The following is a 25,892-nucleotide window of genomic DNA, read 5'->3' as shown; positions in this document are numbered from 1 at the left end:
GAGGAAACGGCGGGCTCGGCGTGCGCGAACCAGGTGGGGCACCGCGGTTTGTAGATCTTTGCGAGATGAAGCGCCTGATCCTCAGGTTTGACCCGACATTGAGCGTCGGACACATGATCATCCACCGTGGGCCGCTTAGCGTCTTGCTCGTACCTTCCACGACATCGGGGGAGTCCATGCCTATCTGCACTGCCATACTCGCCGCCGCCCTGTTCGCCGGCCCGGCCGCCGCCGCCACACCACAGGAAGCGGGTCCGGGCGACGTCACCAGCAACACCGACCCCTACAGCAGCCAGATGTACGGGGCGCCGCAGTTCGGGATGCAGCCGCCGTGGCTGCAGCAGGCCGGCGCGCAGCAGCCGCAGGAGAACCAGAGCACGATGCAGCAGCCGGGCATGATGCAGCCCGGCATGACCCAGCCGGGCACGATGCAACCGGACATGATGCCGTCCGGTATCACCCAGCCCGGCATCACCCAGCAGCCCGACATGATGCAGCAGCCCGGCATGATGCCGCCCGGTATGGGCCAGCAGCCGGGCATGATGCAGCCCGGTACCGCCCAGCAGCCGGGCATGATGCAGCCTGCGATGTTCCAGCCGATGCAGCCGCCGTGGCTGCAGGAGGCCGGGATGCAGCAGCAGCCCCAGCAGCCCCAGCAGCAGTCGCAGCAGCCCCAGCAGCAAGGGGGTCAGCAGCAGGCGCCGCAGCAGCAGGAGGACGCGGAGGACGACGGGCCGGCCTTCATGTTCCAGCCGCCCGCCAACACCTCCAACGCGGCGCCCGCCGCCGCCGAGGGACCGCAGGCGGCGGTGAAGGAGAAGTCCGACGACGACTTCTTCCCGGGGCGCTTCACCTTCCCCGCCGAGTGGGGCCGGAGCGGGCGCGACGCGAAGGGGCAGGACCTCGTCATCAACCCGACGGCCGACATGTCGAAGGCGGGCAAGCAGTCGGTCCAGCTGCCCAAGGCCAAGGGGCACCAGGAGGCGAAGTCGTGGCCTTCGTTCGGCTGGGGCGCACGCAAGGGCGCACACCACCGGACATCGCGTTGATCCACCTGCCGATCAGCTGATCGACGCGTGAGTTCCACGGCCCGCGGGCGGCAGGCATCTCCGGTTCCTCTCCGCACCCTTACGCCTGTCACCCGCGGGCCGGCGGGCGCCACCTCCACCACAGGGAGATTCGATGAAGACGCGACTTCTCGCCTTTTCCGCTCTGGCCACGGTGCTGTCGCTCACCGCGGCCTGCGGCAGCGATGGCAGCGGAGGCGGGAGCGACGCCGCGGCCCCGGCCGCGGTGAATGAGACGGTGACGGACACGGCGACGCCGGAGGTCGAGGCGAGCGCCTCGGAGACGGAGTCGGCCACCGCCTCGCCATCCGCTTCGGCGTCCCCGTCCGCGTCCGCCTCGCCGTTCGGCGCCGCCTGCTCGGATGTTCCGGCATCCGTGACGGGTGAACCGGTCGGCAAGGCCATCTCCGGCATTCCGTCGCTTTCGACGCTTTCCGGAGTGGTGCGGACCGCGGGTCTGGCCCGTACGCTCAACAAGGGCAAGGACTTCACGCTGTTCGCGCCCACGAACGAAGCCTTCACCAAGGTCCCGAAGAAGAAGCTCGACCGCCTCATGGGGAACAAGCAGGCGCTCAGCGCCCTCATGGCCTATCACGTGGTCAAGGGGCGTAAGACGCCGGCCGACCTTCGTCGCGGCAAGCTGAAGACCGTGCAGGGCGGCGAGCTGACCACCAGCGGTTCCGGGCAGAGCTTCAAAATCAACGATGCGAACGTGGTCTGCGGTGACGTGGTCACCCGCAACGCCACCGTCTACATGATCGACAGCGTGCTGATGCCGAAATAGTCGAAATGGCCGAAATAGCAGAAGTGGCCGAAGTGACCGGTTGACCGAGGCAGCCGACGCGGCCTGAGCCGCCGAAGTGGCCTTTGCGAAAAGAGAATTCAGCGGACGTCGGGAAATACGCAGAGGGGTGGGCCGTGTCACGGTCCACCCCTCTGCGTACGAGGTTCATTCGGCGGCTGTCGCGGGTGAAATGGTGGATTCCCTTCTTTGACCGGACACTGGACATCGGGTCCGTGATCGTCCGACTTGAGGCGCTTAACGTCTTGCATGTACCGTCCACCATTTCGGGGGAATTCTCATGCCTATCTGCACTGCAATAATCGCGGCCGCCCTGCTTTCCGGACCGGTCGGCACACCAGCGGACCAGCACTCCGCCGCCGACGCCTCCCCGGGCAAGAAGATCGCATCCTTCGCGATGCAGAACGCGGACCAGCCCGATCTCATCGCCAGCAAGGCCATGGAGCAGCTTCTGAGGGACAAGAACGAGAAGATCGGCCCCCTCGTGGCGGCCGGCACCCAGGAGCCGGCCGCCCAGGCCGCGCAGGGCCCCACCGGCCAGACCGGCCCCAATGGGCAGGTCGCCCCGCAGACGGCTCCCGTCGCGCAGGCGGCCCAGGCCGGTCCCGAGGTCCAGACCGGGCAGATCGGCCAGGGCGCCGACGGCCAGGGGCCCCAGGGGCCGATCGTCCAGAACGCGGGCCAGGAGCCGCAGGACATCTTCCTGCACCCGCAGGCCAATTCTCCGATGGTGCGGAAGCTGTCCGGTCAGGACCTCGTCCAGCAGATGCCGGGCCAGCAGATGCGTGAGACCGGCTCCGGCCAGTGGTCGTCGGACGACGAGGACTGAGCGGGCCGCACGACCGGCCGGTAGGGAGGGGCGAGCTTGGCTCGCCCCTCCCTCGCCGTTCAGAAGGCCGACCGGAGATGCTCGTGCACCAGGCGCGCGGCCATCGCGCCCTCTCCGGCCGCTGAGACGACCCGTTTGGTGGAGCCGCTGCGCACGTCACCCGCCGCGAACACGCCGGGCCTGCTGGTCTCCAGCGGGAACGGCCGGCCGGGTGAACGACTCTCGGCCGTCGCCTGGAAGCGGACGGCGCGCGCGCCGGTGAGGACATATCCGCGACGGTCGAGGGAGATCTCGCCCGACAGCCAGGGGGTGTGCGGCTCGGCCCCGATCAGGACGAACAGCGCGCGGGCCTCGATGCTGCGGCGCTCTCCGGTGACGTTGTCCTCGGCCACCACGGCCTCCAACGTCTTCCCGCCGGTCAGCTCCCTGACCTCGGTGTTCAGCATGACCTGGATCCGCGGGTCGCGCTCGACCTCGACGGCCAGATAGCGGGACATGTTCACCCGCAGGTCGCCCTCCCTGGCCAGCAGGCGGACCCACGCCGCGTGCGCGGCCAGGAACAGGGCCGCCTGCCCGGCGGTGTCGCCCCCGCCCACGACCACGATCGGATCCCGCCGGCACTCCCGCGCCTCGAACATGGTCGCCGCGTAGTAGACGCTCGTCCGCTCGAACCTCTCCATATCGGGCAGTTGGAGTCTGCGGTACCGGATTCCGGTGGCGACGATCAGCGCGCGAGAGTGGATCACCGTGCCGTCCCGCGTGGTGACGACGTGGTCACCACAGCTTCCGTCGAGCGCGGCGGCCTCCGCCGGGACGCGGAAGCAGGCGCCGAGCCCGGTCGCCTGGGTCATCGCCCGGTCCACCAGCTCGTCCCCGGAGATTCCGTACGGGAACCCCAGGTGGCTCTCGATCCGGGGCGAGGTGCGGGCCTGGCCGCCGATGGCGCCCCCGTCGACCACGATCGTCGACAGGCCGTCGGCCGCGCCGTACACCGCGGCGGCCAGCCCCGCCGGGCCGGCTCCGACGACGAGCAGGTCGCACACCGTCTCCCAGGTGCGCGGGGCCGGCAGGTTGACGGCCCCGGCCAGCTCGGCGTTGCTCGGGTTGCGCAGCACGGTCTCGCACCGCAGGATCACCACGGGCGTCTCCTCCGGCGCGACGCCCATCGCCCGCAGGAAGCACTCCGTCTCCCAGTCCTCCTCCAGGTCGATCCACTTGTGCGGCAGACGGTTGCGTACGGCGAACTCGCGCAGGCGACGCGTGTCGGCGGAGAACCGGGAACCGACGATGCGCAGGCCCGTGCCCAGCCCGGTGATCATCGACCGGCGGATGACGAACGCCCGGAGGATCAGATCTCCCATCTCGGCGTCCCGGCCGATCATCCGGCGCAGCTCGTCCACCGGCACGGCGAGCACCTCGCCGGGCTCGGCGCACACCGCCGTCCGGTGCCCGGCCAGGCCGCTCAGCACGTTCATCTCGCCGAGGAACCGCCCCGGGCCGTGGAGTCCGACGACACGGTCGGCCGTGCCGTACTCCTCGACCATCGCCACCTTGCCGTCGAGCACGACGAAGAAGTCGTCGGACAGCTCGCCCTCGGTGAAGAGCACGTCGTCACGGCTCAGCGGCCGCCGCTCGCCGCGCGCCGCGAGGCGCTCGATCCGGGCCCGGCTCAGCCGCGGATAGGCCCCGTGCAGATCCGGGGTCTCCGTCAGCTCCTCTGGCCAGTGCATGGTTCACCCTGCCGGTTGACTCTTTGGGATCTCTGCCCATCCTTGACGGTCCTTATCGTCCGCATTTGTCCGGTTGATCCAAATGGCCGCCAAGGCTTCCTGTGGTTCCGGCATGCTGACGGCCGCCCGTTCCCGCCCGCGGCCGAGAGCGTTTGCCGCGGTCCGGTCGGGGTAAGGCGTCCAGACCCGCCTGGCCGGCCGGTTCGGCGCGGTGATCCACATCGCCGAGACCCGGGCGGTCGAGCCGCTGGAGCGTACGGCCCGCTGGGAGGGCGGAGAACCGCCGGAGACCTGCCCGGCGACCGTGTGACGGCAAGGGGGAAAGGAAAGCATGAACGCTGTCGAGGTGAGCGTCCGGATCCCGGCCGGAGAGGTCGTGCTCGACGCCGATGTCGTGGTGCCGCGGCCGGCGCACGGAGTGGTGCTGTTCGCGCACGGGAGCGGCAGCGGGCGGCACAGCCCGCGCAACCGGTACGTGGCCCGTGAGCTGCAGCGCGCCGGGCTGGCCACCGTGCTGGCCGACCTGCTCACGGCCGAGGAGGAGCGTGCCGACGCCCACACCGGTCACCTGCGGTTCGACATCGGCCTGCTCGCCCGGCGGGTGGCGGCGCTGACCGACCGGGTGCCGCTGGACGTGCCGGTCGGCGGGCTCGGCATCGGCCTGTTCGGCGCGAGCACGGGCGCGGCCGCCGCCCTGGTGGCAGCGGCGGCCCGTCCCGACGCGGTGCGCGCCGTCGTCTCACGGGGCGGACGGCCCGACCTGGCCGGGGAGTACCTGGCCTCGGTCAGGCAGCCGACGCTGCTGATCGTCGGCGAACGCGACCCGATCGTCATCGAGCTCAACATGGAGGCGATGGGCAGGCTCACCGCCGAGACCCGGCTGGAGATCGTCCCGGGCGCCTCCCATCTGTTCGAGGAGCCGGGGACGCTCGAGTCGGTCGCCGACCTCGCCCGCGGCTGGTTCGACCGCCATCTGTCCTGATGACGGTCCGCATTAGGATCATCCGTCATGGAACAGCGCGTGTTGGGCAGGACGGGCAGGCAGGTGGGCGTCGTCGGGCTGGGAGCCTGGCAACTCGGAGCGGACTGGGGTGAGGTCAGCGAGGCCGACGCGCTGGCCACCCTGAACGCGGCCGTCGACGCCGGGGTGAACTTCATCGACACGGCCGACGTCTACGGCGACGGCCGCAGCGAGAAGATCATCGGAAAACTGCTCAGGGAGCGTTCCGGCCTGACCGTGGCCACCAAGATGGGGCGGCGGGTGCTCCAGACGCCCGAGGCGTACAAACTGGGCGACTTCCGCGCCTGGACCGACCGATCCCGGGCCAACCTGGGCGTGGACACGCTCGACCTGGTCCAGCTCCACTGCCCGCCCACCGCGGTGTTCGACGACGACGAGGTGTTCGACGGCCTCGACACGCTGGTGGCCGAGGGCTCGATCGCGGCCTACGGCGTCAGCGTGGAGACCGCGGGGGAGGCGCTCACCGCGATCTCCCGGCCCGGCGTGGCCAGCGTGCAGATCATCCTCAACGCGTTCCGGCTCAAGCCGCTCGACGAGGTGCTCCCGGCGGCCGAGAAGGCCGGCGTCGGCATCATCGCCCGGGTCCCGCTCGCCAGCGGCCTGCTGACGGGACGGTACGGCCCGCAGACGGTCTTCGCCGAGACCGACCACCGCAACTTCAACCGGCAGGGCGAGGCCTTCGACGTCGGTGAGACCTTCTCCGGGGTGGAGTACGGCGTGGGCCTGCAGGCCGTCGACCGGATCAGGGAGCTGGTCCCCGCCGGCATGACGATGGCCCAGTTCGCGCTGCGCTGGATCATCGATCAGGCCGGGGTGAGCGTGGTGATCCCGGGTGCGCGCAATCCGCAGCAGGCCCGGGCCAACGTCGCGGCCGCCGATCTGCCGGCTCTGCCGGCCGAGGCGCACGCCGCCGTCCGCCGGATCTACGACGAGCTGATCCGCCCCCAGGTGCATCACCGCTGGTAGTGCCACCACCTATGACGAGTGGGAAGCGGCGGGGGCGGGTGGTGCTCCGGCCGGTGTAAGACCGTGCCCGAGACCACCGCGCCCGGGGAGGCCGGAGGCCTCATGCACCGGACCGCAACCATCACGGCGAGCAGCATCCGTTCCCGCCGCGTCGAACAGCGCGCGAAATCGGGGCGGCGGCACCGGTAGCATCGAAGCCTGGAGTCCCGTCGGCCCTGGATCTCCCGGAGGCCGAGGTGCCGGACGGGATGAGTCCGCGAATCCGTTTTCGCGCGAACGCGCATGAATGCCAGCCGAAGGAGCCACCGTGTCTGCCGCCCTCGAAATACGCATCACCCTCGCCGGAGCCGAGCGTGTGGTGGCGGCGGGCACGACGGCCGGGGAGGCGCTCGGCGCCGACGGCCGGTCGGTCATCGCCGCGAAGATCAACGGCGAGCCGCGTGACCTGGCCGCCGAGGTCGCCGACGGCGACGTCGTCGAGCCGATCGCCATCGACAGCCCCGACGGCCGGGCGATCCTGCGCCACTCGACCGCCCACGTCATGGCCCAGGCCGTACAGGAGATCTTCCCGGAGGCCAGGCTCGGCATCGGCCCGCCCGTGGAGAACGGCTTCTACTACGACTTCGACGTGGCCGAGCCGTTCACCCCCGACGACCTCAAGCGCATCGAGAAGCGGATGCGCGAGATCGTCAAGCAGGCCCAGACCTTCCGGCAGCGGCCGGTGAGCGACGAGGACGCCCGCGAGGAGCTGGCGGCCGAGCCGTACAAGCTGGAGCTGATCGGGCTGAAGGGCGGCGCGGCCGAGTCGGCCGAGGGCGCTGACGTGGAGGTGGGCGCCGGGCAGCTCACCATCTACGACAACCTCGACCCGAAGTCGGGCGAGCTGTGCTGGAAGGACCTGTGCCGCGGGCCGCACCTGCCGAGCACCCGGGTCATTCCGGCGTTCAAGCTCATGCGGTCGGGCGGGGCCTACTGGCGGGGCAGCGAGAAGAACCCGCAGCTCCAGCGGATCTACGGCACCGCCTGGGAGTCGCGCGAGAAGCAGGACGAGTACCTGAACTTCCTGGCGGAGGCAGAGAAGCGCGACCACCGCAAGCTCGGCGCCGAGCTCGACCTGTTCTCCTTCCCCGACGAGCTGGGCTCCGGCCTGCCGGTCTTCCACCCCAAGGGCGGCATCATCCGCCGGGTGATGGAGGACTACTCGCGCCGCAGGCACGAGGAGGCGGGCTACTCGTTCGTCAACACCCCGCACATCACCAAGGAGAACCTCTACAAGATCTCCGGCCACCTGGACTGGTACGCCGACGGCATGTTCCCGCCCATGGAGCTGGAGGGCGCGCGCTACTACCTGAAGCCGATGAACTGCCCGATGCACAACCTGATCTACAGGTCGCGCGGGCGGTCCTACCGTGAGCTGCCGCTGCGACTGTTCGAGTTCGGCACGGTCTACCGGTACGAGAAGTCCGGTGTGGTGCACGGCCTGACCCGGGTGCGCGGCCTCACCCAGGACGACGCGCACATCTACTGCACCCAGGAGCAGATGCGCGACGAGCTCAAGTCGCTGCTGCGGTTCGTGCTCGACCTGCTCCGCGACTACGGCCTCGACGACTTCTACCTGGAGCTGTCCACCAAGGACCCGGAGAAGTACGTCGGCTCCGACGAGGTGTGGGAGCAGGCGACCGAGACCCTGCGCGAGGTCGCCGAGTCCGAGAAGCTGGACCTGGTGCTCGACCCGGGCGGCGCGGCCTTCTACGGTCCGAAGATCTCCGTGCAGGCGCGTGACGCCATCGGCAGGACCTGGCAGATGTCCACCATCCAGCTCGACTTCAACCTGCCCGAGCTGTTCGAGCTGGAATACCAGGCGGCGGACGGCACCAGGAAGCGGCCCGTCAAGATCCACCGCGCGCTGTTCGGGTCGATCGAGCGCTTCTTCGGCGTCCTGGTCGAGCACTACGCCGGCGCCTTCCCCCCGTGGCTGGCGCCGGTGCAGGTCGTCGGCATTCCGATCTCCGATGCGCACGTGCCGTACCTGCAGGACGTGGCCAAGCGGCTGCGCGAGCGGGGCATCCGGGTGGAGGTGGACGCCTCGGACGACCGGATGCAGAAGAAGATCCGCAACGCGCAGAAGGCCAAGGTGCCGTTCATGCTGCTGGCCGGCGACGACGACATCGCGGCGGGCGCGGTGTCCTTCCGCTACCGCAACGGCGAGCAGAAGAACGGCGTCCCGATCGACCAGGCCGTCGCCGAGATCGTCGACGCCGTCGAGCGCCGCATCCAGGTCTGACCCTCGGGTCCTCGTGGTACGGCTCCGCTCGGCCGTACCACGAGGGCGGCGGGGGACTCAGACCGGTAGCGCGCGCACCCACTCGCGATCTCCGCCGAGGAAACCCGCCATCGTCAGGCCCTCTTCCTCCAGGGAACTGCGGAGGAAGTCGTCGTCGAGGCGCCGGCTGAGGAAGGAATGGGTCCAGCGCCGGTCGCCGACGGTGTACTCCATGGTGGCGTACAGAAGATCGGGCGCGGGGCGGCTGACCTCCGTCATCCGGACGACGTGGCCGGCTTCGGTGATCCGCTCGAACGGCTGGATCGTGTCGTACCACTCCGGGGGCTTGCGCTGCAGGATCACGCACCCGTCCTCGGCCACGTGCCTTCTGCAGGTGCGCAGAAACGCCCGGCGGAGTTCGTCGTCGGCGGTCTCGATCACGAACGACATGAGCAGGACCACGTCGAACGCCCGGCCGGCGGACAGGGACTGGATCGGGGAGCAGATCGTCTCGGTGTCTTCGATGTGTGCGAGCATCTCGGGCGACTCGTCCACGGCGACGACCTCGTGTCCGAGAGCCAGGAGACCGCGGGTGATCCGGCCCGCTCCGGCCCCGAGCTCCAGGATGGACGCCCCGGCCGGTGCCGCCGCGTGGATGATCTCGGGTTCGCCGTTGGGAGTGAGCATGGCGTAGTAGTCCACCGCGCAGCCGTCCGGGGTGATCGGCCCCGGACCGCTGCCGTGGTACGGCGTCGGTAGAGTCACGGTTCCACTCTGCGTCAAGGGAGGCCGTACCGGCGGCCGCATGCGGGATCGTGGGTCATCGGAAACCTCCGGCCCTCCCCGCCTTCAGTCGAGGGAGGAATCGGACTCCTGCGGAGCAGGGCAGGGAAAGACGAATCGCCGCTGGGCGATTCGTGGTCTGCCGGCCGAATACGCCGCAGGGGTTCACAAGCTGACATGGTAGATTGTGAGATGTGACCTCCGTTGTGAAGCGGGCGTTCAAGTACCGCTTCTACCCGACGCCGGAGCAGGCCGCCGAGCTTGCCCGGACGTTCGGGTGCGTGCGGAAGGTCTACAACATGGCGCTGTCCGCCCGGACCGAGGCGTGGGCACTGCGGCAGGAGCGGGTCACCTACAACGCGACCTCGGCCATGTTGACGGCGTGGAAGAAGACCGAGGAACTGGCCTACCTGAACGAGGTGTCCAGCGTTCCGCTCCAGCAGGCGCTTCGGCACCTGCAGACCGCGTTCACCAACTTCTTCGCCAAGCGGGCCAGGTACCCGCGTTTCAAATCCCGGAAGAAGTCGCGTGACTCGGCGGAGTACACCACCAGCGCGTTCCGGTTCCGGAACGGCCGGCTCACCCTGGCGAAGATGGCCGAGCCGCTGACTATTGTGTGGTCTCGCCCGCTGCCTGAGGGGGCGAAGCCGACCACGGTGACGGTGTCCCGCGACAGCACGGGCCGCTGGTTTGTGTCCCTGCTGGTGGAGGACCCGACCGTCACGCCTCTGCCGGCGAACGGGAACGCCGTCGGCATCGACGCCGGACTCGACCACCTGGTCGTCCTGTCGACCGGGGAGAAGGTCACCAACCCCCCGCATGAGCGGGCCGACCGGGAACGTCTGGCCCGCGCCCAGCGGAACCTCGCCCGCAAGGCCAGGGGCGAGGGGGCCAACCGGGCCAAGGCCCGGCGCAAGGTCGCGCGGATCTACGCCCGCATCACCGACCGCAGGCGTGACCACCTGCACAAGCTGACCACTCGACTCGTGCGCGAAAACCAAACGCTCGTGATCGAGGACCTGACCGTCCGCAACATGGTCAAGGACCGGAGCCCGGCCCGCGCCATCTCGGACGCGGCATGGTCGCAGTTCCGGGGCCTTCTGGAGTACAAAGCCGCCTGGTACGGGCGGGAAGTCGTCGCGGTCGACCGCTTCTTCCCCTCCTCCGAGCTGTGCTCGGTCTGCGGCGCCGTGCAGGAGAAGATGCCGTTGCACGTCCGCGTCTGGACGTGTGCTTGCGGGGCGACCCATGACCGGGATGTGAACGCGGCGAAGAACCTTCTGGCCGCCGGGCTGGCGGTGTCGGTCTGTGGAGCCGGTGTAAGACCTCAACGGAGACCTCCGGGCGGGCAGCCGGCGATGAAGCAGAAAGCCCTACGGCGCGAGCTGTAGGAATCCCCTCCTTCAGGAGGGGGAGAAAGTCAAATGCTGCTGCCAACGGCTGCAAAAACGCGCACCGGGAGTGGAGGAGAGGGCGACCGTGGATTCAGAGCCGATCGAGCAGGCCGGTGCGGGGGATCCCGACAACTTCCAGCGGTTGTGGACTCCCCACCGCATGGCCTACATCAAGGGCGAGAACAAGCCCACCGGGTCGGGAAAGGACGACGGCTGCCCCTTCTGCGAGATCCCGAAGCTCTCCGACGAGGACGGGCTGATCATCGCCCGCGGCTCCGCCGTTTTCGCCCTGCTCAACCTCTATCCGTACAACTCCGGCCACCTGATGGTCTGCCCGTACCGCCACGTGGCCGACTACGCGGACCTGGACGACGCCGAGACCATGGAGCTGGCGGAGTTCACCAAGCGGTCGACCCTGGCGCTGCGCAAGGCGAGCGGCGCGCAGGGGTTCAACGTGGGGATGAACCTGGGCGGCGTCGCGGGCGCGGGCATCGCCGCCCACCTGCACCAGCACGTCGTGCCCAGATGGGGCGGCGACACCAACTTCATGCCCGTGGTGGGGCACACCCGGGTCCTGCCCCAGCTCCTGCGCGACACCCGCGATCTCATCGCCGGCGCCTGGCCCGGCTGAGCCGCGGGGTCACGGGCTCGGCCGCGCCTCCTGCAGCGGTTCGCGCGGGTCGGAGGGGAACCGCCAACGGTGTCGGACAGGCGATCGAGACTTCATCGTCCCGATGGCCGGCCCAGTCGCACGCGCTGCAGATCTCGTCCGATCACGACCGTGCCGTCGTAGTCCCGCCTGATCGTCGACCGCCAGTGCCCGACCGGGAGCTTCGGCGGCGTCGGAGAGGTGATCGAGAGCGGCACGATATGCGACAGGGCGAGGGTGCGCGCTCCGGCCGTCGCGGCAATGCCCCCGATCTCGGTGATATCGGTGTGACAGCCACGCAAACCGGTCACCATGAATTCCGCCATGCCGTGGTCCAGCATGCTCTGGCCGTCCATGATCTCGTGCACCAGCACGTCGGTGTTCCGGGCCAGCTCCACGAGGTTGTCGCTCGGCGTGGTGTCGCCCGAGAACGTGACGCTGCCGTGGTCGGTGTCGAACCGGAAGCCGAACGCCGGGAAGGGCCAGTAGTGGTTGACCAGGGTGGCGCTCACTCGCACGCGATCGTCCTCGTACACCTTGAAAGGACGCATCCGGGGCGGCGCCGGAAGATCGGCCGAGGCGTCCACCCGAAGGTCGTGTGGCACGACGATGTCCCGGATATCCGGTCCGAGCCGGGCTCGGATTCCCTGGCTGTTCGTCGTGGGGGCGAATCCGGCCGGCCAGCACTCCGTTGTGGACGTCGGTCATGCCCGGGTGCGGGTCGTCCGGTTGGATCAACTCCACCCCCGGCATCGGCACCCCGGGCGGCAGGCCCAGCGACGGTGGACCGTAGACATGCAACTGACCGGGATAGCCGTACTCGTGTCCGGGCAGTGACCGTCCGAACAGGATCAGCGGGAGGTAGTCGCAGAAGTGGTCGGCGTGGAAGTGGGTCACGAACAACGCCCGCAGCATCGCATGGGTCACCCCGGCCGCGTACATTTGCCGGACCACGCCGCTACCGCAGTCGACCATGTACGCCGCACCGTCGACCACCACGACCTGCGAGGTCATCTGCCGGTCCGTCATGGGTACCGGACCACCGCCGGTGCCCAGCAGCACCACGCTCGTACCCGACCAATCCTGCCTGCCCGGCCCTGGCCTGGCCCATTCCGCATTCGCCGCGGTGGGGGTGAGCACGGCCCCGGCCAAAGAGGCCACACCCATTCCGCCGAGCGCACCGATGCCCTTGAGCACGCCGCGTCGCGAGCTGCCCGATCCGGACGTCGGACAGCAGGAGGACGTGGGGGAATTCGTCATGAGATCACTTCCTTCGACAGCGGCACCGATGCCGCCTCCGATACGCGGAAGGGGCACGGCGAGCGTGCTAACGCGCCAGGTGCCGCCGGCTGTGCCCGCCGATGCTACGTGCCACGGACCACAGAGCACCTCGCCTCGGTGTACTAATCACAGTCCGGACGATGCGACACCGTGTCCGACGAGGAGGGGATGGCGCGGGACGACGCGTCCGCGACGGCGTCACGGGTGTCCCGGGCGCGGGGCTGTGTCGGCTCGGCCCGTACCTCCCCGGAGCAGGTAGGTCACTCCTGCCGGGAAGCGGTGATCCGCCGATGCCCGTCCGGATCGACCCGGAAACGTCGTGGTCACGATGGGCTTCGGGCACGCCTGTGCGACATCACGTCGTGGCGCGAAGTCCGGCGAGGGTGGCGACGCGGAGCCCGGTGTGCAGCTCACGCCGTACCCGGCCGTCTGCCAGGTCGCACCGGATGATGTCGTTGATCCGGCCGAGCCGGTAGTACAGCGTGCTGCGATGGATGACGAGATGGCGGGCAGTGGCCTGGGCATCGGCCCCGTGGTCGAGGTATGCCTCCAGGGTGTCGGCGAGCTTCCCGCCGGAGCGGGCCTGCAGCAGCCGCCGTACGGCGACCGGCAGGTCCTCCATGGCGAGCGAGTCGAGCGGCAGTTGGATGAGCAGGCGGTCGATCCCGAGATCCTCCCAGCGCGCCGACGTACCGTAGCCGGCCGGGTCTGCCGTCGCCGCGCGCCAGGCCATGACCGCCTCGCGGTGCGACTCGCGCACCAGCGCCAGGGACTCACGCGGCCCGCCGGCTCCGGCCCGCAGGGACTCCAGTCCCGGCCGGCTGAGCAGGTTGGCCAGCCGTTCGGGGTTCACCGGCCGGGGGATCACCAGCACGCCCTCGTCGCCGAGCACCGCTCCGCACGCCTTCAGCGACGTCGACCTGACGATCATCGACAGTGCCTGCTCGATCGCTAGTCTCACGGCGCCCGACGTACGGGTCGGCTGCTGGGCCGGCCGGAAGACCATTGCGGAGTAGCGGGCGGCAGAGCTCACCAGACCGGTTTCGAGCAGCTCGGCCGCCGCGGCCTCGCGGGTGGCGGAGACCTCGGAGAGGAGCTCGGACAGCAGACGGCGCGGCTCGTCCGACGACTGGCGGCGCTGCAGGGCGCGCAGCGCCAGCATCGCCCCGATCTCCGGCTCCGCCTTGGACAGGAATCGCTGGTGCTGGGGCCTTGGCTCTTTGTCTGGCCCTTTGTCGATATAGGCGACATATCCGAGGACGTGGCCCGCGTGCCACACCGGGTAGACGATCCGGGCAGGCGTTTCCCCGTGCGGAGGCAGCCGGACCAGGGATCGGGCCTTGCGCACCTGGTAGGCCGCGATCATCTCCTGGGCGCGGACGCTCGCCCTGCGGGAGAGGATCACCGACCGGCGGGCCTCGTCGACGTCGTCTCCGTGGACGCTGAACGCCACGAGGTTCAGGTCGGCGTCGTACAGGACGACCGGGCCGCCGAGTTGCTCCGCGAGCGTCTGGACCATGTCGTCGAGGCTCACGCCCATCCCTCCCGTTGCGACACCGTGTCGAAGTTTCCGCACGCAGATTAGTTCACTCGTAGCGAGGTGACGCCGGATCGTGCGGCGTAATCTCCTGAAAACGCCGACGTAACCGGGCTTTTTCCGGTTCGCCCCCCACCGATTGGAGCGTTTTCAGTGAGTCGATGTGACTTCGCCTCGGCCTCCGGACACCTGTTCTCGGCCGGATGGCGTCGTGGTGGCGGCGGGACCGCGGACGTGGTGGAGGTCGCGACCGGTGAGCGCATCGGTGAGATCGGTCTCGCCGACGAGGCGGACGTCGAGCGGGCCGGCGCGGTCGCGGCCGAGGCCCAGCGTGAATGGGCCCGTGCCTCCTACAAGGAGCGCGCCGACGTGATGGCCAGGGCGTCGCTCGCCCTCGAGTCCATGCGGGCCGACATCGTCGAGATGATGATCAGGGAGACCGGAGGCATCAGGGCCAAGGCCGAGCAGGAGGTGACCAAGGCCCTCGACGAGCTGCGCTCGGCGGCCGGCCTGACGGACCAGCCGTACGGGCAGTTGCTGCCGCACGACGACACGTCCGTGCTGAGCATGGCCCGGCGGGTTCCTGCCGGCGTCGTCGGTGTGATCGCGCCGTGGAACGCTCCGCTCATGCTCGCCGTCAGGTCGGTGGCCCCCGCGCTCGCCCTCGGTAACGCCGTCCTGCTCAAGCCGGATGTGAAGACCACGCTGAGCGGCGGCGTCGCGCTGGCCCGGGTGTTCGAGGCAGCGGGCCTGCCATCCGGACTGCTGCACGTGCTGCCCGGCGGACCCGAGGCCGGCGAGGCCGTCGTCCGCTCGCCGCACACGCGGGTGATCTCGTTCACCGGGTCGTCCGCGACCGGACGCCGGGTCGGCGAGATCGCCGGTGGCCTGCTCAAGCGGGTCGTCCTCGAACTGGGCGGGAACAACGCGCTCATCGTCCTGGACGACGCGGACCTGGACGCTGCGGTCAACAACGCGGCCTGGGGTTCGCTGCTGCACCAGGGCCAAATATGCATGGCGACCGGCCGCCACCTCGTGCACGAGAGCATCGCGGACGAGTACGTCGAGCGGCTCACCGCGCACGCCCGGTCCCTCGTCGTGGGCGATCCGCGCCGCCCGGAGGTGCGGGTCGGCCCGCTCATCGACGCGCGCCAGGCGCTGCGCGTCCACGACATCGTCACCGGCTCGGTCGAGGCGGGCGCGGTGCTGCGCACCGGCGGCTCCCATGACGGGCCCTTCTACAAGCCCACCGTGCTCGACCGGGTCACGCCCGGCGTGCGCGCGTTCCGTGAGGAGATCTTCGGTCCGGTGATCCCGGTGACCAGGTTCTCCTCGGACGCCGAGGCGGTCGAACTGGCCGGACAGACCGAGTACGGCCTGTCCGCGGCGATCCACACCGGGTCCGTTTCGCGTGGACTCGCCCTGGCCGAGCGGCTGCACACCGGCATGGTCCACATCAACGGGCAGACCATCAACGACGCCGCGCACATCCCCATGGGCGGCATGGGCGCGTCCGGGAACGGAGGCCGTTACGGCGGCCACTGGAACCTGGACGAGTTCACCTTCTGGCAGTGGGTCACGGCACGGCCCACCCCGCCCACCTACCCCGTCTGATTTTCCGGATATTCGCTTACTGAGGTGCTGACATGAGGATCACCGTCGATGAGGCGCGCTGCGAGGGCTACGGATTCTGCGCCGAGGCCGCGCCCCACCTGCTTGAGCTCGATGACGAGGGTGACCTGAAGGTCCTGTCGGAGGAGGTCGCGCCCGGCGACGCAGCCCATGCCGAGGCCGCCGTGCGGGTGTGCCCGGTCGCGGCGCTGAGGTTGGAGCCGTGACGGGTGGCATCGGGACCGGCGGCGACATCGTCGTGGTCGGCGGCTCGGTGGCCGCCGTCACCGCCGCGGACGCCCTGCGCCAGCACGGTCACGAGGGCTCGATCACCGTGGTCAGCGAGGAGCGTCACGCACCCTACGTCCGGCCGCCGCTGTCCAAGGGGATGCTCAAGGGCACGGAGACGCCGGAGTCCGTCTTCATATCGCCGCTGCGCGCCGATGTCGACTTCCGCACCGGGTCACGCGCCGTCGGCCTGGACCGCGGCCGTCGCCGGGTGCTGCTCGACGGCGGGGAGGAACTTCCGTACGACGGCCTGGTGGTGGCCTCCGGCGCGCGGGCCCGGCGGCTGCGGCCGTACGACCCGCAGGCGGGCGACGCCGGTGAGCTGGTGGTGCGCGACCTGGACGACGCTGTCCGGCTGCGCGCGATCTTCGCCGAGGCGGCCTCGCTGATCGTCGTCGGCGGGGGGTTCCTCGGCATGGAGATCGCCTCGACGGCGCGCGGGCTCGGGCTCGACGTCACCGTCGTCGACCAGGACCCTCCGCTGGTGCGGCAGTTCGGCGCCTTCCTGGCCGAGCACATGACCCGCGCCGCTCTGGACGAGGGCGTGCGGCTGGTCCGCGCGCCCGGTGGCGTGGAACTGCCGGGCGACGGCCGCCCGACGGCCGTGCGGACCTCCGAAGGGGAGCTCCTGGAAGCCGACGTGGTGGTCAGCGCCGTGGGCGACCTGCCCAACGTCGAGTGGCTGGCGGACGCCGGGCTCGGCGGGCCGGCGGGCCTGCTCGTCGACGAACGCTGCCGGGTCGCCCCGGGCATCGTCGCGGCCGGTGACGTCGTGGCCCGCGTGAGCGAGCGCACCGGCCGGCCCCGGCGCTCACCCCACTGGGGGAGCGCCATAGCCCAGGCGCGTTCCGCCGCCATGGCGCTGCTGATGGGCGACGAGGCTCCCGCCTACCGCCCGTCACCGTACTACTGGACCGAACAGTGGGGACTCGACATCAAGGTCTGCGGCGAGATCATGCCGGGCTCCACGCTGAACATCCTCACCGGATCTCTCGAAGCACGCAGTGCGCTCATCCAGTGGACCCGAGACGGCGCCCCGGTGGCCGCCGCGACGGTGAACCACCGGACGCCCCTGGCCAAGCTGCGCAAGATCGCGACCACCCCCTAGCCTGCCTCGCCTCCCGAAGGAGCACAGGATGACCAGCACCTCCGAGATCCCGTCTCTGGACCTCGACCTCTTCAGCGACGACGTCCTGACCGACCCGTTCCCCGTCTATGAGCGGATCCGGAACGCGGGTCCCGTCGTCTACCTTCCGCGCTACCGGTCGTACGCGATGGGCAGGTACGTCGACGTCCGGGCGGGCCTCGCCGACTGGGAGTCCTTCAGCTCGGCCCAGGGCATCGGGCTGAACGACCTCGCCAACGCGGCCACCCAGGGCATGATCATCGCGACCGACCCGCCGGAGCACGACCGGCTGCGCGACGTCCTGGCTTCGCGGCTGTCGCCCAAGGCGATCAGGCAGCTCAAGGACGACATCGAGCGGCGCGCGGACGAGCTCGTCGCGCCCCTCGTGCGGCAGGGCGCCTTCGACGCGGTCGACGACCTCGCGCGGGCCTTTCCCATCTCCATCGTCCTGGACCTGATCGGGCTGCCGCAGAACGGGCGGGACAAGGTGCTCGGCTGGGCCGACGCCGCCTTCTCGGCCAGCGGTCCGCCCGGACCGCGCACGGACGCCGCGTTTCCGCTCCTGGAGGACCAGCTCGCGTATCTGTCGAGTATCGAGCCGGACCAGCTCACCCCCGGCAGCATGGGCCGCGCCATCTACGACGCCGCGGCGGCCGGCCGGATCCGCCAGGAGTCGTGTGTCCCCCTCATGTCGGCGTACGTCACCGCCGGTCTCGACACGACGATCAACGCGATCAGCAACGCGGTCTGGTACTTCGCGCACAACCCCGAGCAGTGGGACCTGGTCCGCCTCGACCCCACACTGATCCCCTCCGCGTTCAACGAGGTGCTGCGGATCGAGTCCCCGGTGCAGTTCTTCTGCCGGGTCGCCACCCGCGACGTCGACGTCGACGGCCTGACGCTCGCGGCCGGGTCGCGCGTGATGATGCTGTACGCCTCGGCCAACCGCGACGAGCGCAAGTGGGAGGACCCCACCCGCTTCGACGTGCGGCGCAACCCCGTGGACCATCTCGCGTTCGGGTACGGCATGCACGGCTGTGCCGGCCAGGGGCTGGCCCGTCTCGAGGGCCATTCGATCCTCGCCGCGCTGGCCCGCCGGGTCGAGAGGTTCGAGGTCGGCGCCCCGGTCCGGCGGATCAACCAGCTCATCCGCGGGCTCGACGCGCTGCCCACCACCGTCCGCCCGGTCGCAGAGACAGCCTGAAAGGTCGAGACAGCATCATGCGTGGAGCGTGGTTCTCCGAGCCGGGGCGGATCGAGGTCAGGGACCTCCCGGAACCCCGGATCGCCGACCCCGGCGATGTCGTCGTCGACATCCGCTACGCCGGCATCTGCGGGTCCGACCTGTGGACCTTCCGGGGTCTCGTCCCGCACGGCGAGGGCGGCATCGGACACGAGTTCATCGGCCGGGTGCGTGAGGTCGGCGACGCCGTACGCACCCTGCGCCCCGGTGACACCGTCATCGCGCCGTTCCTGTTCTCCGACGGCGACTGCGAGGAGTGCCGGCGCGGCCTGCAGCCGCTCTGCGCGCACGCCGGGATCTGGGGCAAGGACTGGGCGGGCGCGCAGGCGCAGAGCATCCGCGTCCCTCACGCCGACGCGACCCTTCTGGCACTGCCCTGGGACGAGCCGGAGATCGACGACGACCTCGCCCGCAAGCTGATCCCGCTGTGCGACGTGTTCGCGACGGGCATGCACGGCGTCGCGCTCGCCGGCGTCGAGCGCGGCGACACGGTCGCGGTGATCGGGGACGGCGCGGTCGGCATCTCCGCCGCGATGGCCGCGGCCCGGGCCGGAGCCGACCGCGTGGTCCTACTCGGCGAGCGGACCGAGCGGCTGAAGGTCGCGGAGAAGGCCGGCGCGCTGACGCTGCGGGTCTCGCGGGAGGAGTCGCCGGTCCCGGCGGTGCGCGAGCTGCTCGGCGGCCGCCTGCCCGACCGGGTCGTCGAATGCGTCGGCATGCAGGCGGCCTTCGACACGGCTCTCGACGTCGTACGCCCGGCCGGCTCGGTCGGCTTCGTCGGCGTCCCGCACGGCGTCGGCGCGATCGCGCCGATGCGGCTGTTCGGGCGGCAGGTACGGCTCGCGGGCGGCGTCGCCCCGGCCCGGCACTACCTGCCCGGCCTGATCGACGACGTCGTGCACGGCCGCCTCGACCCCTCGCCTCTGATCGACCGGGTGCACGACCTCGACGACCTCGCCGAAGGCTACGCCGGGATGGACGGCGGCACGGCGCTGAAGGCGATCCTCCGGACCGCCTGACCTCCGGAGCCACCCCCGGATTCGCGAAGTTCGCGGTGCCAGGGCGCCGGCGGGCCATGCCGTCATGCCCTGGTCGGCCGGAATTCTTCAAGTCGGACCACACGAAAGGAGTCGCAGATGGCGACCAAGCCCAGGGTCATCGTCCTTGGGGCGGGGATCGGAGGTCTCACCCTGGCGCTCGAACTCCACCGATCGGGGATCGAGTGCGTGGTTCTCGAGGCGGCCCCACAGCTGGGCGCCCTGGGCGTCGGCATCAATCTGCTCCCGCACGCGACCAGGAACCTGGCCCGGCTCGGGCTGGAGGACGCCCTGGCCGCGGTCGCCGTGACCACCCGGGAGTCGGCGTTCTTCAACCGGTTCGGCCAGTTGGTCGCCCGCGAGCCCGCCGGCCGGTTCGCCGGGTACGACTGGCCACAGTTCTCGATCCACCGGGGCGACCTGCAGCAGGTGCTGCTCGCCGCCGTGTACGACCGGCTCGGTCCCGACGCGGTGCTGCTCGACCACCGGGGCACGCACGTCACCCAGGACGAGCGGTCGTCAACCGTCCACGTCACGCACCGGGACGGCTCCGGCTCGACGGTCGCAGGCGACGTCGTCGTCGGCGCGGACGGCGTCCACTCGGTCGTGCGCAAGCAGCTCCACGGCTCCACGGCCCCGCACTACACGGGCTACATGATGTGGCGGGGCACCACCGTGTGGCCGCGCTTCCTCACCGGGGCCAGCATGGTGCGGGCCGGGTGGCTGGCCACCGGGAAGATGGTGATCTACCCGATCCGTGACGACGTCAACACCCGCGGGGACCAGCTGGTCAACTGGGTGGCCGAGGTCGAGGGCCCCATCCGCGACGCACGCGACTGGAACCGCCCGGGGCTGATCGAGGACTTCATCGAGCCCTTCGCCGACTGGACCTTCGACTGGCTGGACGTGCCGGCCATGATCCGGGCGGCCGAAGAGGTGCTGGAGTATCCCATGGTCGACCAGGACCCCCTTGACCATTGGACGGTCGGCCGGGTCACGCTCCTCGGCGACGCGGCGCACCCGATGGTGCCGCGCGGCTCCAACGGCGCGGCTCAGGCCATCCTCGACGGGCGCGTCCTGGCCGCCCGCCTGGCCGAGAGCGGCGACCCGTACCAGGCCCTGCGCGCGTACGAGACGGAGCGCCTCGCCGCGACGTCCCGCGTCGTGCTGACCAACCGGATGAACCCGCCCGACGCCCTGCTCCGGGAGGTCTACGACCGCACCGGCGACCGTCCGTTCGAACGGATCGACGACGTCATCTCCCGGGAGGAGATCAGGCGGCTCAGCGAGAGCTACCAGACGGTCGCCGGATACTCCCACGCCGCGCTCGCCCGCCCCTGACCCCGCACATCCCGACACTCACGAGGAGTCAACGATGGACATTTCCAACGCCCTCGGCGCCATGACCGGCGACAGGTACCGCCAGAGCCTCGACGACGGGCGTGAGGTGTGGCTGGTCGGCGAGCGCGTGAAGAACGTCGCCGAGCACCCCGCCTTCCGCGGCGTGGTCGACGAGTTCGCGCGGCTGTTCGATCTGCGGTTGTCCGACCCGGAGGCCCGCGAGGTCAACACCTTCGTGTCGCCGAAGACCGGCAACCGGGTGAGCCGCTCGTACGCGCTGCCCACCACCCCGGAGGAGCTGCGGGCGAAGTTCGCCGCGGCGGAATGGTGGATGCGGGAGAGCTGGGGACAGCTCGGCCGCTCGCCCGACTTCATGGCCAACGTCGTGGTCGGTCTCTACGACTACCGCGACGAACTGGAGAAGGGCCGGCCGGGCTTCGGGGCCAACGCGGTCAACTACCACCGGTACGCCATGGAGCACGACCTGGTGCTCACCCACGCCCTCGGCGACCCGCAGATCGACCGGAGCGCGAGCCCGCTCGACGACCCCGACCTGGCGCTGCGCGTGGTGGAGGAGAACGAGCGCGGTGTCGTGATCCGCGGCGCCAAGCAGCTCGCCACCCTCGCGCCGTTCTCACACGAGGTCCTCGTCTACCTCAACGGCGTCACCGCCCAGCGCGGCGCCGAGGAGTTCGTCCTGTGGTTCGCGCTGCCGATGAACGCCAGGGGGCTGAAGATCCTGTGCCGTGAGCCGCTCGGCGACCACGGCAACGGCCACAGCCACCCGCTGGGACGCCGGTTCGACGAGCAGGACGCCATGCTGTTCTTCGACGACGTCGAGATCCCCTGGGAGCGGCTGTTCCTCCTCGGCGACAGCATGCTCGCGGTGCGCGGCCTCAGCCGCCTCAACGCCTGGAGCATGCAGAGCACCCACATCCGCTTCCACGAACGGCTCAAGGTCTTCGTGTCCGTGGCGGCCATGATCGCCGAAAGCATCGGCGTGCACGGCTTCCGCGGAATCCAGGAGAACCTCGGAGAGCTGATCTCCTACGCCGAGACCCTGCGCCTGGGCATCGTGGGCGCGGAGGCGTCGGCCCAGCCCACTCCCGGCGGGCTGCTCGCCCCCGCGCCCAGCTACGGCCTGGGCTTCTGGTCGGCCGACGTCTCGGCCCGCGTGGTAGAGATCATTCGCCGCATCGGCGCCTCCGGCCTGATCATGCAGCCGAGCGAGGCCGACCTGGCCAACCCCGAGCTGCGGCCGTTCCTGGAGAAGTACATGCGCGGTCACGAAATCGACGTGGACCGCAAGGCACGCCTGTTCCGCATCGCCTGGGAGCTCGTCGGCGACGGGTTCGGCTCCCGTCAGGAGCTCTACGAGTACCTGCACCGGGGCGACCCCGGGGCCGGACGCACCCGCCTGCTGCGGACCTACGACCGTTCGGCGGTCGACAGCCGGCTCGACGAGCTCGTCTCCACCCCGCTCACCGCCTGACCCGGCGCCACCCACCCAGGAGAAACACCATGATCATCGATGTTCACGGACACGTGTCCGCCCCCGCCGAGCTGTACGCGTGGAAGGCCGGGCTGCTCTCGCACCGCGGCGCGCACGGCGGCAAGGCCCCGAAGATCAGCGACGACCAGATCCGCGCCGCGCACACCGAACCGCACCCGAGCTTCGGCGACGTCTCCCACTTCGACCACATCGACGGCGCGGGCGTGGACGTCCCGCTCATCTCGCCCCGGCCGTACCAGATGATGCACAGCGAGCAGCCGAACAAGATCGTCCGGTGGTTCACCGAGGAGACCAACAACATCATCCACCGCTCCTGCGAGCTGTACCCCGGCCGGTTCAAGGGCGTGGCCGGGCTGCCGCAGAGCCCCGACGTGGCGCCCGCGGAGTGGGTCGGCGAGCTGCGCCGCGCCGTCACCGAGCTCGGTTTCGTCGGCGCGCTGCTCAACCCGGACCCGTACGAGGGCACGGCGACGCCGCCGGCGCTCGGCGACCGCTACTGGTACCCCGTGTACGAGGCGCTGTGCGAGCTGGACGTGCCCGCGCTGATCCACGCCGCGGGCTGCCGGCCTCCCGCGCGCGAGCCGTACAGCCTCCACTTCATCCAGGAGGAGACGGTCGCGATCTGGAGCCTGCTGTCGTCCGACGTGCTGCGCGACTTCCCCGATCTGAAGATCGTGGTCTCCCACGGCGGCGGGGCCATCCCGTACCAGGTCGGCCGGTTCCTGCCGTCCGGCGTCCGGGGCGGCGGCACGCCGTACATCGAGAAGCTGCGCCGCCTCTGGTTCGACACCTGCCTCTACACCCAGGAGGCCATCGAGCTGCTGGTCCGGGTCGTCGGCGTCGACCGCTGCCTGTTCGGCACCGAGAAGCCCGGCACCGGCTCCCAGATCAATCCCGAGAACGGGCGCTGGTTCGACGACATCCACCTGCTGGTCCGCGACATCGACTGGCTCGGCGACGCCGACCGCGAGGCGATCTTCAGCGGCAACGCGAGCGCTCTGTTCCGCCTCTGAGCCGCACAGCGCGACATCCGAAGAAAGGCAGATGATGGCAAGGGTCGTAGCCGGTATCGGCACCTCACACGGTCCCCAGCTCAAGACGCCCTCAATCCGCTGGCCGGAGCGGGGCGAGGCCGACCGCAGGAGCTCCACCCTGGAGTTCCGCGGTGGCCGGTACACCTTCGAGCAGCTCAAGGCCGCGCGGGAGGACTTCTCCCACGAATGCGCACCCGACGTCCAGGCGGACCGGTGGGCGGCCTGCCAGCGGGCGATGGACCACCTCGGCGCGCACCTCGCCGCCGCCGAGGTGGACGTCGTCGTGATCATCAGCAGCGACCACAAAGAGGTCTACGACGACGAGCTGCTGCCCGCGTTCGCGGTCTACTGGGGGGACGCCGTCGACCACGTGCCGTTCACCCCCGAGCAGATCGCCGCCATGCAGCCGGGTCTGGGGGAGGCGGCGCTCGGCGACGTCCCGGAGCGGACCGTCTCCCGCCCCTGCCACTCGGAGCTGGCCCTGCACCTCATCGCCTCCGCGATGGAGGACGGCTTCGACGTCGCGGCCTCGCGCGCCCTGCCCGCCGGGCGGTACGGGAACCACGGCATCCCGCACGGCTACGGCTTCATCTACCAGCGGATCATGGGCGAGCGGTCCCAGGTGCCTTTCGTCCCCGTCTTCATCAATACGTTCTTCGAGCCGAACCCGCCCAGCGCGCGGCGCTGCCTCGACTTCGGCCGGGCGCTCGGCCGGGCGATCGCGTCCTTCCCCCGGGACCTGCGCGTCGGCGTCGTCGCATCGGGCGGTCTGTCCCACTTCGTGATCGACGAGGACCTCGACCGGGACTTCATCCGCGCCCTTGAGACCTTCGACGAGCGGCATCTCGCGTCGCTTCCGGCGTCGGAGATGCGGTCCGGCAGCTCCGAGCTGCGCAACTGGATCGCCGTCGCCGGGATCGCAGCGGAGACCGGGCTGTCGGTGAGCTCCGTCGAGTACCAGCCCTGCTACCGGACCGAGGCCGGCACGGGCAACGCCATGGGATTCGTGACCTGGTCACCCACCGGTGAGGAGTCGGACCGATGACAGAGAACACCTCCGGCGCGGCGAGCGAGGTCTCCCGGCTCCGCGCCCTCGACTCGTGCGCGATCTCCGACGCGCTCGACACGCTCGGCCTGCCCGGGGCGGTGACATGCCTGCTGCCCATGTGGCCCGCGACCCGCGTCACGGCAGGCGTCGTACGGACCGTCAAGGCGGCGCCCAAGTCCGCCGCCGGCCCGGCCACCCACATCGCCACCCCGCTCGTGGCCAAGGCGGACCCCGACGATGTGGTCGTCATCGACAACCACGGACGGGTCGACGTCTCCTGCTGGGGAGGGCTGCTCGCCGAGGCCGCCGCGCAGCGCGGGGTCGCCGGCGTCATCGTCGACGGCGCCTGCCGTGACGTACAGGACTGCGAGAACGTGGACCTTCCCGTGTTCGCCCGCGCCGCCGTACCCGTCAGTGCCCGCGGCCGGATCGTCCAGGAGGACATGGACGTGCCGATCCAGGTCGGCATGGTCCGGGTGAATCCCGGCGACCTTGTGATAGCCGACCGCAACGGCGTCGCGTTCATCGCCAGGGCCGAGATCGCGCGGGTGCTGGAGCTCGCCGAGCGCATCGCGGCCCGCGAGCTCGACATGGCACGGGCCGTCCGGTCCGGCCGCAACGTCATCGACGTCATGCACGACTCCCAGTTCCCGACCATCACCGCGGAGGCGGCCTCATGACCGGCACCGTCGACGAGCGGCTCGCCCGCCTCTCCACCGCCACCATCTCGGACGCCCTGGACCGGCTCGGCCGTACGGGCGGCCTGCTGGGCCTCGCGCCGCTCGGCCCCGGGCAGCGCATGGCCGGCCGCGCGTACACGATCAGGTACGTGTCGGCGAGCACGCCGCCCGGAACCGTCGGCGACTACCTGGACGACGTGCCCGCGGGCGGGGTGGTCGTGCTGGACAACGACGGCAGGACCGACTGCACCGTGTGGGGCGACATCCTCACCGCGGTCGCGAACGCCCGCGGTGTCGCCGGAACCGTCATCGACGGTGTGTGCCGCGACGTGCACCGGGCGCTCGACCTCGCGTACCCGATCTACAGCCGGGGCCGGTTCATGCGCACCGGAAAAGACCGCGTCGAGGTCGCCGAGGTGCAGGGGCCGGTGAACATCGGCGGGGTGCAGGTCCGCCCCGGCGACCTGCTCATCGGCGACCAGGACGGCGTCGTCGCCGTGCCGCAGGACTGCGAGGAGCGGGTGCTCGCGGTGGCGGAGGAGATCGCCGAGCGCGAGGACGGGATCCTGCGCATGGCGCTGGCCGGTTCCTCCATCGCCGAGGCCCGCGCCGCATACGGCTACCACGACCTGCAGCGGAAGGCGTGATC

At 70.4% G+C, this 25,892-nt stretch carries 23 protein-coding genes and 1 pseudogene; 19 read left to right on the top strand and 5 right to left on the bottom strand.

Annotated elements, in window-relative coordinates:
* The first annotated feature begins 176 nt into the window (after positions 1 to 176).
* The 3 genes from AP234_RS38120 (at position 177) to AP234_RS23995 (ending at position 2,698) form a co-directional block, all read left to right on the top strand.
* Positions 177 to 1,049, top strand: coding sequence for a hypothetical protein (locus AP234_RS38120; RefSeq protein WP_200926680.1), 873 nt, complete (start codon positions 177 to 179; stop codon positions 1,047 to 1,049).
* Between the two features lie 133 nt (positions 1,050 to 1,182).
* Entirely contained in the window at positions 1,183 to 1,851 is a 669-nt protein-coding gene (locus tag AP234_RS24000) for a fasciclin domain-containing protein (protein ID WP_055481979.1), read from the top strand.
* Between the two features lie 298 nt (positions 1,852 to 2,149).
* The gene (locus tag AP234_RS23995) at positions 2,150 to 2,698 is read left to right on the top strand and encodes a hypothetical protein (RefSeq protein ID WP_055481978.1); all 549 of its coding nucleotides are present in this window, start codon (positions 2,150 to 2,152) and stop codon (positions 2,696 to 2,698) included.
* A 59-nt stretch (positions 2,699 to 2,757) separates the two neighbouring features.
* Here AP234_RS23995 and AP234_RS23990 read toward each other — a convergent pair whose 3' ends face one another.
* Positions 2,758 to 4,428 (bottom strand): FAD-dependent oxidoreductase, encoded by a 1,671-nt coding sequence (locus AP234_RS23990; protein WP_055481977.1) that lies wholly within the window; start codon positions 4,426 to 4,428, stop codon positions 2,758 to 2,760.
* A 331-nt stretch (positions 4,429 to 4,759) separates the two neighbouring features.
* Here AP234_RS23990 and AP234_RS23985 point away from each other — a divergent pair, with 331 nt between their 5' ends.
* From AP234_RS23985 to thrS, 3 genes are all read left to right on the top strand, one after another.
* Entirely contained in the window at positions 4,760 to 5,410 is a 651-nt protein-coding gene (locus AP234_RS23985; RefSeq protein WP_055481976.1) for an alpha/beta family hydrolase, read from the top strand.
* A 27-nt stretch (positions 5,411 to 5,437) separates the two neighbouring features.
* Positions 5,438 to 6,415 (top strand): aldo/keto reductase, encoded by a 978-nt coding sequence (locus AP234_RS23980; RefSeq protein ID WP_055481975.1) that lies wholly within the window; start codon positions 5,438 to 5,440, stop codon positions 6,413 to 6,415.
* A 307-nt stretch (positions 6,416 to 6,722) separates the two neighbouring features.
* The gene (gene thrS / locus AP234_RS23975) at positions 6,723 to 8,699 is read left to right on the top strand and encodes a threonine--tRNA ligase (protein ID WP_055481974.1); all 1,977 of its coding nucleotides are present in this window, start codon (positions 6,723 to 6,725) and stop codon (positions 8,697 to 8,699) included.
* Positions 8,700 to 8,756: 57 nt separating this feature from the next.
* Here the strand turns inward: thrS and AP234_RS23970 are convergent, their stop codons facing one another.
* Positions 8,757 to 9,443 carry a class I SAM-dependent methyltransferase gene (locus AP234_RS23970; protein WP_200926679.1) on the bottom strand — a complete coding sequence of 229 codons (687 nt, stop codon included), beginning with the start codon at positions 9,441 to 9,443 and terminating at the stop codon, positions 8,757 to 8,759.
* A 212-nt stretch (positions 9,444 to 9,655) separates the two neighbouring features.
* Between AP234_RS23970 and AP234_RS23965 the strand changes: the two genes are divergently transcribed.
* Entirely contained in the window at positions 9,656 to 10,852 is a 1,197-nt protein-coding gene (locus AP234_RS23965) for an RNA-guided endonuclease InsQ/TnpB family protein (protein ID WP_055481973.1), read from the top strand.
* A gap of 88 nt (positions 10,853 to 10,940) precedes the next feature.
* Positions 10,941 to 11,486 carry an HIT family protein gene (locus AP234_RS23960; protein ID WP_235558342.1) on the top strand — a complete coding sequence of 182 codons (546 nt, stop codon included), beginning with the start codon at positions 10,941 to 10,943 and terminating at the stop codon, positions 11,484 to 11,486.
* A gap of 92 nt (positions 11,487 to 11,578) precedes the next feature.
* Here the strand turns inward: AP234_RS23960 and AP234_RS23955 are convergent, their stop codons facing one another.
* The 3 genes and pseudogenes from AP234_RS23955 to AP234_RS23950 all read right to left on the bottom strand — a co-directional run bounded on the left by AP234_RS23955 (position 11,579) and on the right by AP234_RS23950 (position 14,319).
* Positions 11,579 to 12,109: an MBL fold metallo-hydrolase gene (locus AP234_RS23955; RefSeq protein WP_152990586.1), complete on the bottom strand. Its 531-nt coding sequence runs from the start codon at positions 12,107 to 12,109 to the stop codon at positions 11,579 to 11,581.
* A 271-nt stretch (positions 12,110 to 12,380) separates the two neighbouring features.
* Positions 12,381 to 12,518: pseudogene (locus AP234_RS39640) on the bottom strand (MBL fold metallo-hydrolase); the annotation flags it as partial.
* 622 nt (positions 12,519 to 13,140) lie between these two features.
* A complete protein-coding gene (locus AP234_RS23950) occupies positions 13,141 to 14,319 on the bottom strand; it encodes a helix-turn-helix domain-containing protein (protein ID WP_063843074.1) in 1,179 nt (392 codons plus the stop codon).
* Between the two features lie 156 nt (positions 14,320 to 14,475).
* Here AP234_RS23950 and AP234_RS23945 point away from each other — a divergent pair, with 156 nt between their 5' ends.
* From AP234_RS23945 to AP234_RS23895, 11 genes are all read left to right on the top strand, one after another.
* On the top strand, positions 14,476 to 15,936 hold the full coding sequence (locus AP234_RS23945; RefSeq protein ID WP_055481969.1) for a benzaldehyde dehydrogenase: 1,461 nt from the start codon (positions 14,476 to 14,478) through the stop codon (positions 15,934 to 15,936).
* 32 nt (positions 15,937 to 15,968) lie between these two features.
* The gene (locus tag AP234_RS23940; RefSeq protein WP_055481968.1) at positions 15,969 to 16,160 is read left to right on the top strand and encodes a ferredoxin; all 192 of its coding nucleotides are present in this window, start codon (positions 15,969 to 15,971) and stop codon (positions 16,158 to 16,160) included.
* On the top strand, positions 16,157 to 17,329 hold the full coding sequence (locus AP234_RS23935) for an FAD-dependent oxidoreductase (protein WP_200926678.1): 1,173 nt from the start codon (positions 16,157 to 16,159) through the stop codon (positions 17,327 to 17,329). The genes AP234_RS23940 and AP234_RS23935 overlap by 4 nt, the downstream gene beginning before the upstream one ends.
* Before the next feature lie 28 nt (positions 17,330 to 17,357).
* Positions 17,358 to 18,551 (top strand): cytochrome P450, encoded by a 1,194-nt coding sequence (locus AP234_RS23930; protein ID WP_055481967.1) that lies wholly within the window; start codon positions 17,358 to 17,360, stop codon positions 18,549 to 18,551.
* Positions 18,552 to 18,568: 17 nt separating this feature from the next.
* The gene (locus AP234_RS23925) at positions 18,569 to 19,609 is read left to right on the top strand and encodes an alcohol dehydrogenase catalytic domain-containing protein (protein WP_055481966.1); all 1,041 of its coding nucleotides are present in this window, start codon (positions 18,569 to 18,571) and stop codon (positions 19,607 to 19,609) included.
* A 117-nt stretch (positions 19,610 to 19,726) separates the two neighbouring features.
* On the top strand, positions 19,727 to 20,968 hold the full coding sequence (locus AP234_RS23920; RefSeq protein ID WP_055481965.1) for a flavin-dependent oxidoreductase: 1,242 nt from the start codon (positions 19,727 to 19,729) through the stop codon (positions 20,966 to 20,968).
* 34 nt (positions 20,969 to 21,002) lie between these two features.
* Entirely contained in the window at positions 21,003 to 22,460 is a 1,458-nt protein-coding gene (locus AP234_RS23915) for a 4-hydroxyphenylacetate 3-hydroxylase N-terminal domain-containing protein (RefSeq protein ID WP_055481964.1), read from the top strand.
* A 29-nt stretch (positions 22,461 to 22,489) separates the two neighbouring features.
* Positions 22,490 to 23,494 carry an amidohydrolase family protein gene (locus AP234_RS23910; RefSeq protein WP_055481963.1) on the top strand — a complete coding sequence of 335 codons (1,005 nt, stop codon included), beginning with the start codon at positions 22,490 to 22,492 and terminating at the stop codon, positions 23,492 to 23,494.
* A gap of 31 nt (positions 23,495 to 23,525) precedes the next feature.
* Entirely contained in the window at positions 23,526 to 24,560 is a 1,035-nt protein-coding gene (locus AP234_RS23905; RefSeq protein ID WP_235558341.1) for a hypothetical protein, read from the top strand.
* Complete coding sequence (locus AP234_RS23900; RefSeq protein WP_055481962.1) at positions 24,557 to 25,243, top strand: RraA family protein; 687 nt, start codon at positions 24,557 to 24,559, stop codon at positions 25,241 to 25,243. The genes AP234_RS23905 and AP234_RS23900 overlap by 4 nt, the downstream gene beginning before the upstream one ends.
* Positions 25,240 to 25,890 (top strand): RraA family protein, encoded by a 651-nt coding sequence (locus tag AP234_RS23895; RefSeq protein ID WP_055481961.1) that lies wholly within the window; start codon positions 25,240 to 25,242, stop codon positions 25,888 to 25,890. Before AP234_RS23900 ends, AP234_RS23895 begins: the two co-directional genes overlap by 4 nt.
* Positions 25,891 to 25,892 lie beyond the last annotated feature (2 nt).

The sequence above is a fragment of the Sphaerimonospora mesophila genome (assembly GCF_001417795.1).
Taxonomy (GTDB): domain Bacteria; phylum Actinomycetota; class Actinomycetes; order Streptosporangiales; family Streptosporangiaceae; genus Sphaerimonospora; species Sphaerimonospora mesophila.
This window is presented reverse-complemented; position numbering and strand designations above follow the sequence as displayed.